9 protein-coding genes are annotated in these 13,420 nt (G+C 77.2%); 3 read left to right on the top strand and 6 right to left on the bottom strand.

Annotated features, from left to right (window positions below; translation table 11 throughout):
• Positions 1 to 7: 7 nt before the first annotated feature.
• Complete coding sequence (locus LQ51_RS07825; RefSeq protein WP_046564016.1) at positions 8 to 3,775, bottom strand: CHAT domain-containing protein; 3,768 nt, start codon at positions 3,773 to 3,775, stop codon at positions 8 to 10.
• Between the two features lie 179 nt (positions 3,776 to 3,954).
• On the opposite strand from LQ51_RS07825, the gene LQ51_RS07820 reads away from it, so the two are divergent.
• Complete coding sequence (locus tag LQ51_RS07820; protein ID WP_046564015.1) at positions 3,955 to 4,335, top strand: hypothetical protein; 381 nt, start codon at positions 3,955 to 3,957, stop codon at positions 4,333 to 4,335.
• A complete protein-coding gene (locus LQ51_RS07815; protein ID WP_046564014.1) occupies positions 4,332 to 5,273 on the top strand; it encodes a hypothetical protein in 942 nt (313 codons plus the stop codon). The genes LQ51_RS07820 and LQ51_RS07815 overlap by 4 nt, the downstream gene beginning before the upstream one ends.
• Positions 5,274 to 5,285: 12 nt before the next feature.
• On the opposite strand, the gene LQ51_RS07810 is transcribed toward LQ51_RS07815, so the two are convergent.
• Positions 5,286 to 6,311 carry a tetratricopeptide repeat protein gene (locus LQ51_RS07810; protein ID WP_197087562.1) on the bottom strand — a complete coding sequence of 342 codons (1,026 nt, stop codon included), beginning with the start codon at positions 6,309 to 6,311 and terminating at the stop codon, positions 5,286 to 5,288.
• Positions 6,312 to 6,462: 151 nt separating this feature from the next.
• Here LQ51_RS07810 and LQ51_RS07805 point away from each other — a divergent pair, with 151 nt between their 5' ends.
• Positions 6,463 to 6,846 carry a hypothetical protein gene (locus LQ51_RS07805; protein WP_046564012.1) on the top strand — a complete coding sequence of 128 codons (384 nt, stop codon included), beginning with the start codon at positions 6,463 to 6,465 and terminating at the stop codon, positions 6,844 to 6,846.
• On the opposite strand, the gene LQ51_RS07800 is transcribed toward LQ51_RS07805, so the two are convergent.
• From LQ51_RS07800 to LQ51_RS07785, 4 genes are all read right to left on the bottom strand, one after another.
• Positions 6,833 to 8,368: a serine/threonine-protein kinase gene (locus LQ51_RS07800; RefSeq protein WP_046564011.1), complete on the bottom strand. Its 1,536-nt coding sequence runs from the start codon at positions 8,366 to 8,368 to the stop codon at positions 6,833 to 6,835. The genes LQ51_RS07805 and LQ51_RS07800 overlap by 14 nt on opposite strands.
• A 30-nt stretch (positions 8,369 to 8,398) precedes the next feature.
• Positions 8,399 to 8,869 carry a hypothetical protein gene (locus tag LQ51_RS07795; protein ID WP_046564010.1) on the bottom strand — a complete coding sequence of 157 codons (471 nt, stop codon included), beginning with the start codon at positions 8,867 to 8,869 and terminating at the stop codon, positions 8,399 to 8,401.
• A 116-nt stretch (positions 8,870 to 8,985) separates the two neighbouring features.
• Complete coding sequence (locus LQ51_RS07790; RefSeq protein ID WP_046564009.1) at positions 8,986 to 12,567, bottom strand: adenylate/guanylate cyclase domain-containing protein; 3,582 nt, start codon at positions 12,565 to 12,567, stop codon at positions 8,986 to 8,988.
• The gene (locus LQ51_RS07785; RefSeq protein WP_046564008.1) at positions 12,564 to 13,364 is read right to left on the bottom strand and encodes an MBL fold metallo-hydrolase; all 801 of its coding nucleotides are present in this window, start codon (positions 13,362 to 13,364) and stop codon (positions 12,564 to 12,566) included. The genes LQ51_RS07790 and LQ51_RS07785 overlap by 4 nt, the downstream gene beginning before the upstream one ends.
• Positions 13,365 to 13,420: the final 56 nt, after the last annotated feature.

Raw genomic sequence — 13,420 nt, 5'->3', positions numbered from 1 at the left:
GGGCCGCTCAGAGCGCCCGGTTCAGCCCGACGTGCAGGTGGCCGGCCCACCGGGTGGGCGTCGCCGGGAACTCGTCGCGTACCGCCCGGACCGTCTCGGTGAGCACCCGGGCGGCCGCGGCCGGGTCCGGGGGCTCGGTGCCACCGTTGGTCAGGCCGGCGTAGAAGGCCGCCGCGATCCGCGCGCTGTCCGTGGTCCGCCACATCGTGCCGATCACGCCACGGAAGCCGGCGAGCTGGAACGCGGCGGCCAGGTGCAGCGGCTCGTCGGTGAACGTCGGGTGCGTCTCGGCCGTGCCGCACGCGGAGAGGAAGGCCAGCTCGGCCCGGGCCAACCGGTAGGAGCCCACCATGTGCGGGCTCAGCGAGCCACCCTTGCCGAGGCGCAGGCCACCGGTCAGCATCGCGGCCGTGCCGGCGTCCGCCTCGCCGTGGCAGGCGAAGTGCGCGATCGGGTGCCGGCGCAGCGCCTCCTCGACCTCGGTCGGGGCCACCTCGGTCCCGGTCAGCACGGTCGAGCCGGGGATCAGCCGGGCCACCTGCTCGACCTCGGCGCGTACCTGGGACAGCGCCGGCAGGTCCCGCGCGGTCGGTACGCCGACCACGGTGGCCGTGGCGGCCGCCGGCGGTCGCGGCCGCTCCGCCGCGGCGTGCGCCAGCGCGGTGAGGGTCGGCGTGTAGGACGGCACCACCCGGTCCAGGACGGTACGCCGGTGCCCCGGCTCCCGGTGATGGCCGGCGGCGTGCAGCGGCAGCCGGGCCAACGCGCCGACCGGGGACCACCAGAGCGGCAGCGGCGGCCCGTCGGCCGGTGCGATCCGGTCCAGCACCGGCCCGGTCACCGCGTCCCACAGCCAGCCCAGCACGGCGTGCAGCTCCTCCTGGGCGGCGGCGCGCCGGTCGAACGGCACCCCCGGGTCGAGCGCGTCGGACACCGCCGCGTACCAGCGGGTGACCTGCCGCTGGACGGCGGCGCCGGTCAGCTCGGGCAGCCGGACCGGCTGCACGGGCTGCCCCGGGTCACCCGGGACGACCAACGCGTCGCCCCGGTCGCCGTGGCTGTTGACGACGACCACCGGCAGGCCCGCGAGCCGCTCCCGGAGCAGCGGCACCGACGGTGGCCGCAGGAAGTCGGCGAACCCGGGCAGCCGCCGGATCCGCCCGATCACCCGGTCCCGTTCGGCGGCCAGTTTCCGGGTACGCGGCACCCAGGCGGTTCGCGGATCCCACTCGGTCGTCGAGCTGTCCAGCAGTTCGCCGTCCGCACTGCGGCGCTGCACCTCGATGGTGAAGTTCCGGACATGCGTGTAGGCGTCCGCCTCGGCCAGCTCCCGGTCGACCCGGTCCAGGTCGGCGGCCAGCCCGGGGCTGACCACGCGCAGTTCGGCCCGCCCATCGCGGATCCCCAACGCCTCGTGGAACAGCAGGCCACGGCCGCGTTCCAGGAGTTCGACGGCGCGCTCGGGGTGGTCCGCCGCGAGCGCGGTCGCGGCCGCCTCCGCCGCCAACCCGCTGAGTTCGGCCACCGCCCCGAGCCGGCGCCGGCCGGCCGACGACCGGCTGATCGAGGCCGGCATCTGCCGCACCGCCCGCTCCAACGCGGCCAGCCGAGCGGCCGGGTCGCCGGCCGCGTGCGCCAACTCGGCCTGCTGCCGCTCGGCGTCGATCCGGGTCTGCGGGTCCGCCTGCGGCGCGGCGGCGATCGCGGCGTACGTGGCGGTCGCCTCGGCCCGGGCCGGCTCGGCGTCCGGCCCGCCCGCCCGGGCCAGCTCGGCGGCCGCCCGGGCCAGCAGCCCGGCCCGCAGCGGCCACCAGTGGTGGTCCGGCGGGGTCGCCTCGACCGCCTCCCGGGCCAGCCGTACCGCGTCGGCCAGCACCTCCAGGTCGCCGCCGAGCCGGTACCGGTGGTAGCGGGCGTCGGCGATCGCGCTGCGGATCCGCGGCTGGTCGGGGTGATCCGGCGGCACCAGGGCCAACGCCTCCCGGTAGCTGCGTTCGGCCGCGACCAGCCCGGCCTCGTCGCGCTGCCGGACGGCCTGGACGGAACGGCTGCTGGCGTGGTTGTAGAGGAAGCCGACCCGGCGCGGATCCCGCTCCGTCAGCAGGCCCGCCGCGCGGCCGTTCGTCGCCACCGCCTCGGCCAGCAGCGCATCGTCGGGCACCAACTGGTCGCGGTGCACGAGCGTCTGGGAGAGCTTCATGAGCCGCAGCGGGTACGACTCGTGCCCCTCGGGGGTGAGCCGCAGCGCCTCCCGCTGGTATCGCAGCGCCTCGTCCACGAGTTCGGCGTCGCGGTTCAGCCAACCGGCGTCGTCCAGCGCGTCGCCGAGGACCACGAGTTGGTGCGCGCGTTCCTCCGGCTGCTCGCCGGCGAGCGGAAGCGCCGCCCGGGCGGCGGAGAGCGCGACCTCGACCAGGTGCTCGTCCTGCCCGTGCAGCCCGGCCGGTGCGGCCGCGGCGGCCAGCAGGTTCAACGCCTTGCGCCGCAACGGGTCGGCCGGCCCGATGGCGTCCAGCGCCAACTGCGCCCAGCTCGCCGCCTCCGCCGCGCCACTCAGCTCGCCGCCGTGCTGCCACCGGTCCAGCTCGGCCGAGCCGAGCAGGAGCAGCGCGCGCGGCCGGGCCGGGTGGAAGCCCGGCACCACGGCGAAGAGCAGGAAGGCCGCCTCGTACTGGTCGGCCAGGGCCGCCGCCGAGGCGTCCGCCGCGATCCGGGCCTCGAGTTCCTCGGCCCGGCCCAGGTAGCGGTCGATCACCTCGGGCTGCCCGGCGGCGGTGACGACCTCCAGCGCCAGCTCCGGGTCGATCTCCTGGGCCAGCAGGTTGACGACGGTGTTGAGCCGCTCCAGCGCCGCGGCCATCGCCGGCTCGTCGCCCGCCGCGGCGTGGACCGCGTCGCGCCAGGCCGCGGTCGCCTCGAACAGGACCTCGACCGACGCCAGCGGCGGGACCTCGGGCAGCCGGGACAGCGCCGTGGCGAACCGCGCCACCACCCGCGGGTCGGTGGGCTGCCGCCGCCAGCCGAGCTGGGCGGCCCGGCGGTACTCGCCGACGGCCAGTTGCAGCGCCCGCGGCCCGGCGCCCCGGTCGAAGTAGAGCTCCAGCAGGCGACCGCGGTCGACGAGGCGGTGCATCCGGTGCGGGTCCCGGTCGGTGGTGGCCGCGAGGGCCGCCGTGGCCGCGTCCAGCGCCTCGTCGTACGTCGGTCCCTCCCCGGTCGCCTCCGCCAGCGTCACCAGCGCCTCGGTGAGATCGGTCAGCAGGGCGGCCCGCAGCAGGCCGGTGTCGTCGTCGCGGTCCCGGGCCAGCTCCAGCAGCCATTCCTGATAGAGCGTGACGAGCAGCCGGAGGGCCTTGGCGGAACCCGCCCGGTGCCGCTGCCGGAGGCCCGCGATCCGGTCGGCCTGCTGCTGGCTGAGCAGCACGTCGGCGAGTCGGGGAGACCGGGGCGGCTCGCTCTCCCGGCAGTCGGCCCGGATCAGCTCCGGCACCAGCTCCGGGTCCCGGCGGTGCACGTGCCGGAACAGCCCGACCGCCGCCCGGCGCGCGCGCAGGCCGTCCAGCCCGGACAGGTTGAGGTAGCGGTACCAGTGCAGCCGGGCCAGCGCCTGCGCCGCGGCCCGCCCGGCGCCGCGCCCGCCGGCCGCCGCGGCGAGCACCTGCTCCTCGCCGGCGAGGTCGGGTCCGAACAGGACGGCCGGTGCCCCGGTCCGCTCGTACTCGGCGGTCACCGCGGTGACCCGCCGCGTGGCGTTACCGACCGTCCATTTCGGCATCGCTCCTCGATTCCGGTGCGCTGGCGTCGGGTGGCGATCTCCTGGCCCGGTAACGATCCTGCCCAATGGGTCCCGGTCCGGGAAAGCGGAATCCGGGTCGCGTCCCGGCTGGCGGCACGGGCTTGCCGGGGCCGCTACTGTGGCAGCGGAAACGGCCGACCGGCGCACGGGGGGCGACCTTGGAACTCGTTGCGGAGCGCATCGGCCGGTTGTGCAGCCAGGCCACCGGGGAGCAGCTGCGCACGCACGCCGAGCGGTACGGCGTCGCCGAGGTGCTCGACCGGGTCGTCGCGGCGGTCCGCGCGGGGCGCTGGGACCCGCAGTTGGCCGCGGACCTCGACCGGCTCGACGCGGCCTTCGCCCAACACGGCATCGACGGCCTCACCACCGGCGTACGCGGCTTCGAGCCGTGGCTCGGCGGCGGTGGCCACCCGACGGTCGCCGCCTGGACCTGCCCCGGCGCCGGACCGTGCCCCCGCAAGGCCCCGGTCGACGACGGCCCGCCGCCGACGTGCGGGCTCACCGGTGCGCCCTTCGTGGCGAGCCGGGTCACCCTGTGAACGCGTTCCTCGCCGAGCTGGGCAAGCAGCTGGTGACCCGGTGGACGGCCGCGCTGGTGCTGCCGGGGGCGCTGTTCGCCGCCGCGGTGGTGCTGGCCCGGGTGCTCGGCCAGAGCCACGCCCTGGATGTCGCGGCCCTGCCGGCCTGGCTGGACCGGCTGACCGGCACGCCGGCCGGGGCGCGCGGCGCGGCCCTGCTGGTCGCCGGGGCCGCGTTCCTGCTCGGCGCGGCGGCGGCCGGGCTGGCCGCGCAGGCGGTGGGGATGGTCGTCGGGTGGACCTGGAGCCTGACCGGGTCGACGCCGCTGCTGGGCCGGCTCGCCGACCGGCGCCGGCGGCGGTGGGAGCGGGCGGACGCCGAGGTGGCCGAGGCCGAGCGGGCGTTCCTCGCGGACACCACCGACCCGGCCCGGCGGGCCCGGGTGCGGCGGGCCATCGACCGCCGCGCGGCGATCTGCCTGGTCGAGCCGGCGCGGCCGACCTGGACCGGCGACCGGCTGCACGCCGCCGACGTGCGGGTGTGGCGCACGTACGGCATCGACCTCGCGCCGGTGTGGCCGCGGTTGTGGCTGGTCCTGCCGGAGGAGACGCGCGGCGAGCTGACCGCCGTGCAGGACCGCTGCGCCACGGCGGCCCGGCTGGTCGGTTGGGGCGCCCTCTACGCCGTCCTCGGGGCGTTCTGGTGGCCGGCCCTGGTCGTCGGCGCGGCGATCCTGCTCGCCGCCCGGCACCGGTGCCGCCGGTCCGTGGCCGTCTACGCCGAGCTGGTCGAGGCCGCCGTGGACCTGTACGGCCGCGAGCTGGCCGTCCGGTTGGGACTCTCCTGCCCGGGCCGGCTCACCGGCGAGGTCGGCGAGCAGATCAGCGGGCTCGTCCGCAAGGACGGCACCGTCCCCCGCGCCCGGCGGCCGGTGAGCGCCCCGCCGGCCGGTGCCTGACCGACGGTGCCGTCACGGCGTCCAGGACGGGTTGTGCAGGATGGCCAGGTTCTGCCGCGCGGTGACCGCCAGGGCGTGGCTCCGGTGGCCGTCCGGCAGCGTGTCCAGCACCTCCCAGTACAGCTCGATCGCCCGCTCCCGGTACCCGGCGAGCGCCAGGGTGGCGGCCAGGTTGTTGCGCCGGCCGATCGTCTCGAGGCTGCGGCGTCCCCGGCTGTGCTCGGTGTGCCGGATGTTCTGCTCGTGCAGGCCGATGGCCTGGGCGTACTGGCCGGCGTGCTGGTAGGCGACGGCCAGGTTGTTGCGGAAGACCAGGGTGAGTGGGCTGTCCGGGCCGTGCAGGTGCTCGGCCGCCGACACCACCTCGCGCAGCACGTCCAGGCCGTCGTCGACCTGCCCGGCCTCGAGGTACGCCTGACCCAGTTCGTTGCGGACCTTCAGGGTGTCCTCGTCGACCGGGCCGAACGCCTCGGCCGCGGCGCCGGCGAGCGGCTCGAGCAGGGCGAGTGCCTCGTCGTACCGGCCGCAGCGGCGGTGGTTCTCGGCGAGGCTGAGCCGGTAGGCCAGGGTGCTCCGGTCGGAGAGGGATTCCCGGCCGAGGCCGGCCGCCCGCCACAGGTCGAGGGACATCCGGACCACGTCGAGCGGCCCGTGCGACACCGGCGGCGGGGGCGGGGGCATCGCGGGCAGCGGCGTGGGGGCGCCGGCGGCCGCCACCGCCCACGAGGCGAGCCGTGCCCGCAGCTGCGCGGCGGGGAGGTCGCGGACGTGGAAGCGGTACACGTCGCGGTCCAGGTGCAGGTGCAGGGACGAGCCGTCGTCGTACTCCGGACGGAAGCTGAGCGCGAGGGTGAGCAGGCCCGGCGGGTGCACGTCCAGCCCACGCAACGCGTCCCACCGGACGGCGAGGAAGCGGCGGAAGGACCGGCGCAGCCGGATGCCGGAGCGGTCGACGACGGCGGTGAGCCCCGGGAGGGTGTCCGCCCGGTCCGGATGCCCGCCGAGATAGGTCACCTGGGGTATCGACAGCGATGACATCCCGTCATCGTTCCATCCGTACCCGGGGTTGAGAATGCCCGCGCCGGGGGCGGCCGGCGAGCCGCTCCGGCGGCGATCAACCGGACGGCCGGTGACCACCACCGGCCGGATCGGTGGTTGACAGGCGGACGCGCTCGGCGATGCTTGTCGGATGAGGTCGTTCCCGAAGCCCGATGCGCGGGCCAGGGCCGCCGTCGCGTCGCTGGCGGCGGTGGCGGCACTCGTGACGCTGCTGGTCTGGCGTCCCGCGGGCATCGTGTCGGTCGCGCTCGCGCTGCTCTGCGTCCTGCTCGTGATGGTCGCCGGGGTGGCGATCAGCGCCCACCGGCAGGGCGGCGGGGTGGCCCCGGCCGAGGAGTGGCCCGCGCCGGGCAGCTACGGCGTCGACGCCGACACCCTGGAAGGGCTCGACCCGCAGGCCGTCCGCGGACTCCGCGCCGCCGCCGACTGCGCGGTCGACGCCGACACGTTGGAGGGGCTGGACCCCCGGGCGGTCCGCGACCAGCGCGCGGTGCGGCGGCTCAGCGACCGGTGAGGGTGGGCATGGCGAGCGCGTCCACTCCCCGCCCGGCCAGGCAGCGGTAGGTGCGGTCGGCGCCCGCCCCGGTGGGCGGCAGCACCTCCAGGTTCCAGTCGCCCGCCTGCCGGATGCCGCTGGCGAGTTGGAACGTGCCGACGTTGCAGACCCGCTGGACGGCGGGATGGGCCGCCACCGCGCCGTGCCCGGCCCCGGCCAGCGTGGCGGGCAGGTCCCCCTCGGCGTAGGTCTCCCAGGTGTGCCGGCCGTCGCAGGACACCCGGGTGGCCTCCGCCCGGTCGCGGCGCAGCCGTACCGGCCCGAAACACTCCAGCTCGGTGGCGCAGCGCGCACCGGCCGGCAGCCGGACGTCGCCGGTGGCGCAGCCCGGCAGCACCTTCGGGGCGGTCACCTCGACCACCCCGCTGGCCACCGGGGTCGGCGACACCACGGGCGGAGCGCCGCCGGCCAGCCAGGCCCCGGCGCTGGCCGAGGCGGCCAGCGCGAGCACGCCCGCGCCGCCCAGGAACCAGCGGCGCCGCCAGCGCCGCCCGGCGGCCGGCACGGTCGGGTGGTCGTCGTCCGCGGGCGGGCGCGGGGCCGGCTGCCCCGTCAGGCCCAGCGGGTACGGCCAACCGGTGCCGGTGCCGCCGGTCGGGCCACCGCTGGCCGGGGCGCCGGAGATCGGCGCGCCGCTCACCGGGGCCGCGCCCTGGTCCAGCGGGAGCGCGGCGAGCATCGCGCGCAGCTCCACGGCGGACGGTCGCTCGTCCGGGTCGTTGGCCATGCCGAGCCGCAGCACGTCGACCAGGTCGTCGGGGACCCCGGGCAGGCCGGGGATCGGCTGCTGGAACATCTCCAGCACGGTGACCAGGCTCGGGTTCCGCTCGGACTGCCAGCGGGGCGGCCGGCCGTGCATCACCGCGTAGAGGGTGGCGCAGAGCGCGTACACGTCGACGGCCGGCGAGGGCGGGCTGTGGCTGAACATCTCCGGCGGCGCGTACGCCGGGGTGAGCACCTCGAGGGTGACCGAGGCGTCGCGCACCTCGGCCAGCACGGCCAGCCCGAAGTCGGCCAGCACCGCCGAGTTGAAGTGCGAGTAGAGGATGTTGGCCGGCTTCACGTCGCGGTGCAGCACCCCGGCCGCGTGCGAGTGGGCCAGCGCATCGGCGATCTTGACGCCCAGGTCGCGGGTCTCCACCGGGCCCAGCGGGGAGGTCCGCATCCGCTCGGCGTACGAGCCGTCGCAGAGCTCCATGATCAGGTAGGGGTGCTGGTCGACGGTGACCCCGACGTCGAAGAGGTCGACCACGTGCGGGTGGGAGGACATCTTGCCGGCGGCCCGCGCCTCACGCAGGAACCGGGCCTGGTCCCGTTCGCTGTCCAGCGTGCGGTTCTCCACTTTGACCGCGACCTCGCGCCCCACGGAGATCTGGGTGGCCCGGTACACGGTGGCGTAACCGCCCCGGGCGAAGACCTGCAGATCGGTCAGACCGGGCACGATGGGCAGCCGGAGGGCGCCGGGTGGGGTCTCGGTCACGGCTCGAAAATACCCAACTGTCTCGCGCGCTCAGCGCACCGCGTCGGTCGCCGGCGCCGGCTCCGGGTCGGCGGACAGGCCCCCGGAGCGCCCCGCGCCGGCCGCCCGGCGGGCGTCCCACCACAGGCCGACGGCCGTCGCGACCGCGCCCAGCCCCTCCCACACGGCCACCCCGAAGAACCGCCCCGGGGCGATGTCGGAGAGCACCGCGATGGTGAAGACGCTGAACGTGACCAGCCGGAACCAGACGGTGAAGCGGTAGAACGGGCGCCACTCGGTGGCCGCGGCGAGCAGGTAGTAGACCCCCATGTTGAACGAGGCCATCGAGGACGCGGTGAGGAACGTGCCGGTGTAGTCACCGGGGCCCCGCTCGGCCGGCACCTCGAAGCCGAGCATGCGCAGCTGAGCCTCCGGCCAGATCAGCCCGAGCGCGCCCAGCAGCAACGCCAGCACGCCGAAGACCGCGATCGTCCAGCCGGCGCCGGTGCGCGGCAGCCTCATCCGTCCTCCCCAAGACCCACCGAGGTGACTGGTCCCCCTCGATCCCACAACCTAACCGGCAGGCCCGACACGCACATCCCCGGAACCGGTAATCCTGCGCCGGGGTCGACCGCCGGTCAGCCGGCGGCGAGGCGGGCCCGGAGCGCGTCGGCGCCGGCCCGCTCGCTGCGCTGCTCGGTCGCGTACGCCAGCCGGACCGCCTCCTCGGCGCTGGCCAGCGCCTCCGCCGGTCGCCCGCAGGCGGCCAGCGCCTCGGCCCGCACCATGGCCGCGATCACCTGGCTGCGGACGTCCTCGGCCGGGGCGGCCACCGCCCGCTGCGCCCAGTCCAGCGCCTGCTCGCGCTGGCCGTGGGCGAGCAACGCGGACGCGTACCGGGCCATCGTCTGGCGGCGGGAGATGAGCAGGGACGGGCTGTTCGCGGCGGCGGTGGCGACCGGGGCGAGCAGCCCCACCGCGGTCGCCGAGTCGCCGGCCGCGAGCCGGGCCATGGCGAGCAGCACCCGGGGCGCCACCTGGGCCGGCGCCTGCGGGTTGTGCGGCTCCACCGAGGTCAGCACCGACCGGGCGTCCCGCTCGGCCGCCTCGTGGTCGCCCATGTCCAGCGCCACGAACCCGCGCAGCGTGCCGGCCATCCCGGTGAGCAGCGGGTGGGTGGTCTGGTCGGCGTACCCGAGCGCGTCGGTGAGCAGGTCCGCGGCGTGCTCGGGCGCGCCCAGCCCGCGCGCCACCACCCCGCGCACGACCAGCGCGAAGCCCTGCCCCCACTCGTCGCCGACCTCGGCGAACTCCCGGTACGCCCGGCGTGCGCCCCGGTCCGCCTCGGCCAGCTCGCCCAGCTCGGCGGTGGCGTACGCCTCGACCGCGCGGAGCGTGCCGACCGCCCACGCCTCGCCGACCCGTTCCCCGAACGGCAGGAAGACCTGCGCCAGCCGGCACGCCTCGCGGAGCCGGCCGGCGAGCAGCCGGGCGAACGCGGTGGTGCCGCGCAGCCAGGCCCGCCCGTACGGGTCCTTCAGCTCGGCGAAGAGCCGGGCGGCCCGGCCGAGCACCGCGTCGGTGCCGGCGAAGTCGCCCCGGGTGGTGGTCACCCAGGCCAGGTTCTGCAACGACCAGGCCTGCCCGCGCGGATCCTTCGCGGCGAGGCTGACCTGGTAGGAGGCGGCGAGCCGGCTGCTCGCCTGGCCCAGCCGGCCGGCGATGAAGTCGGCCATGCCGAGCCGGCGCATCGCCGCGGCGCGCATGGTCGGCAGCTCGGCCGCGGTGGCCACCTGCAACGCCTCCTGCCAGCACCGTTCCGCCCGGGCGGCGTCACCGAGGGTCTGGTGGGCCTGCCCGGCGAGCAGCAGGGCGCCGGCCCGGGTGGCCGCCGCGTCCCCGGCGTTCGCGGCGATCTTCTCGGCGAAGGCGAGGGCGTCGCCCGGCCGGCCGAGCTGGAGCAGGGCCCGGGCGTGCACCACCCGGTCGGCCAGGGGCAGCCCGTCCCGGGCCAGCTCGGCGGCGCGTTCGGAGTGCTCGATCGCCAGCGCCGGCTCGCCGGAGCGCAGCGCCCGCCGGGCGGCCCGGCCGAGCGCGGCCACCCCGAGCGGGGCCACCGCGCGGGCCGGCGCGTCGGGGCGCAGCTTCACCGCGTCGGCGAGGGCGGTGGCCCGCTCGACGTGCTCGGCCACGAAGTCGTCCCGGGCGGCCTCGGTGAACCCGCCGGGCAGGGTGGCCGCCCCCGGGCTGCTCTCCGCCGCCGCCCAGCGGGCCAGCGCGGCGTGCCGCTCGGCCAGCTCGGCCTTGCTCACCCCGGCGTACGCGGCCTCGCGCATGAGCGGGGTGGCGAAGGCGAACCCGGTGCGGGTGCGGTGCAGCATGCGCCGTTGCAGCAGCTCCTCCACGGCCCGGTCGAGCTCCAGTGCGGCCACCGCCGCGGGCCGCCCGGCCAGCCCGGTGCGCTGCTCGCGGAGCGCCTCCAGCGCGCCGGTGGGGACGGTGTCGCCGACCACGGCGGCGTCCCGCAGCACCGAGCGGGCGTCCGGCGGGAGCGCGTCGATCCGCGCCGCGAGCACGGCGGCCAGGTCCCGGGAGAGCAGCCGGCTGCCCAGCGAGCCGGGGGCCAGCCGCCAGCCGACGTCGGCGCCGCGCCCCGGCCCGGCGGTCAGCGCCCCGCGCTCCAGCAGCAGGGTGACCAGCTCGGCCAGGTAGAACGGGTTGCCCTGGGCGGTGGCCAGCAACCGGTCGGCGTCGGCCTGGGACAGCTTGCCGCCCCCCAGGTAGCTGGTCAGCAGCCGGGACGCGTCCGCGCCGCGCAGCGGCGGCAGGCCGTGCACCTCTGCGTCCGCGACCCGGGTCAGCGTGCCCGCCGTCCGGACCAGCTCCGGCCGGCCCAGCAGCAGCACCAGCACCGGGCCGGTCAGCCGGGAGAGGGTCAGCCCGAGCGCGCTGATCGTCTCGGTGGTCGCGTCGTGCAGGTCGTCCACCACGATCACCAGCGGCGCCTCCACGGCGAGGGCGCTGAGCAGCTCGGCGACCGCGTTCGGCACCGCCTCGGCGTCCGGCGGCGGGGCGGCGGCGCTCCACTCGCCGTTCTCGGCGGCGGCGGGCAGTTCGGCGTACCCGAGCAGGGCCAGGAGCTGGTCGACGGCGAGCGGGGGGAGGTCGCCGGGGAGCCGGCCGAGACGCTGCCCGAGCCGGCGCAGCCGCTCCTCGACGGCCGGCCGGGTGAGCGCGGTGGCCGGGTCGTTGGGCAGGCCGACCGCCGCCCGGACCAGGTCGGCCAGGGGGGCGAGCCGGCGCCGCTCGCCGAACGCGGCGCAGCGGACCGAGAGCACCCGGGCGCCGCTGTGCGCGGCGTACCGGCCGGCGCCCACGTCGTAGCCGGCGGCGAGGCGTTCCACCTCGGCGGCGAACCGGGACTTGCCGATGCCCGCCTCGGCGGTCATCAGCAGCACCCGCGGCTCACCCCGGTCGATCACCTCGGCGAGCCGGCCGGCGACGCGGCCGATCTCGGTCTCCCGGCCCACGAAGGGCGCCTCGTCGCCGAGGCCGGAGCGGGTGCCCGGGGCGTCCAGGAGACCCAGCAGCTCGTACGCCTCGACCGGCTCGCGCTTGCCCTTGAGCCGCAGCGGCCGCAGCGCCCGCCAGGAGGCGACGTGCCGGGTGGCGGCGGAGGTCCGCGCCCCCGCGTACACCGCGCCCACGGCGGCGGCGTCGGCGAGCCGGGCGGCGGTGTTCACCGTGTCGCCGATGACCGTGTACTCGATGGCGGCCTGGATGCCGGCGATCACGTCGCCGGTGTTCAGCCCGACCCGCAGGCCGGTCGGCGCGCCGCCGCCCCGCTCGTCGTCGAGCACCCGGCGGACCGCGCGCTGCATGGAGAGCGCGGCCCGCACGGCCCGCTCGGCGTCGTCCTCGTGCGCCACGGGCGCGCCGAAGACCGCCATGATCCCGTCGCCGGTGAGCTTGTCGACGTGCCCGCCGAAGGTCTTGACCGCGCCGGCCAGGGCCGCGAGGACCCGGTCGGTGACCGCGCCGACCCGTTCCGGGTCGAGGTCTTCCGACCAGGAGGTGAAGTCGGAGAGGTCACCGAAGAGCACGGTGACCACCCGGCGCTCGGCGGCCGGGAGGGTGGCGGCGGCCGGCAGCGCGGCCCCGCAGTTGTGGCAGAACCGCGCGTTCGGTACGGCGACGGTCCCGCACACCGGGCAGGTCACGGCTGCTCCACCCCGAGGTATTCGAGCTGGGCCCGGACCGACCACTCGGCGGCCCACCAGAGCGAGCGGTCGACGTCGGCGTAGACCCGGGCGACCACCTCGGGGGCGGTGGTCGCGCCGGCGGCCACCGCGGCGCGGACCTGGTCGAGCCGGGCCCGCCGGTGGGCGAGGTAGAACTCGGCCGCCGCACCGCAGTCGGCCAGCGCCGGGCCGTGCCCGGGCAGCGCCCGGATCCCCCGGTACGTCGAGAGCAGCTCCAGGCTGGTCAGGTAGTCGCCGAGGTGCCCGTCGGGGTGGGCGACCACGGTGGTACCCCGGCCCAGGATGGTGTCGCCGGTGAGGACGACCCGCTCGTCGCCGTGCTCGACCAGGAAGCAGACCGAGTCGGCGGTGTGCCCGGGGGTGGTGAGCAGCTGGATCTGCAGGCCCTCGAGGCCCAGGTGCTGGCCCGGCTCGGTCAGCGGCGCACCGCCGATGGTGTGCGCCGGGTCGGCGGCGCGGATGTGCCGGCCGCCCAGCAGCTCGCTGAGCCGGGGCGCGCCCGCGGTGTGGTCGGCGTGGCCGTGCGTGATCAGCACGAACCCGACCGGCCCGTGCGCGGCGATCGCGGCCAGGTGCGCGTCGTCGGCCGGCCCCGGGTCGACGACCACGGCGTGCTCCGCGCCGGGGGCGCGCAGCACCCAGGTGTTGGTCCCGTCGAGCGTCATCGGCCCCGGGTTGGGCGCGCGCAGCAGCGTCACCCAACCCGGCAGCTCGTCCGCGAGCGCCCCTGCGGCTCCGGTCACATGCCCGCCCATGGCAGCGATCGTACGACCCCGCCCGCCGCTCCCCGCGATCTTGCGGGCCCACCTGG

The sequence above is a fragment of the Micromonospora sp. HK10 genome, from assembly GCF_000982955.1.
Taxonomy (GTDB): domain Bacteria; phylum Actinomycetota; class Actinomycetes; order Mycobacteriales; family Micromonosporaceae; genus Micromonospora.
This window is presented reverse-complemented; position numbering and strand designations above follow the sequence as displayed.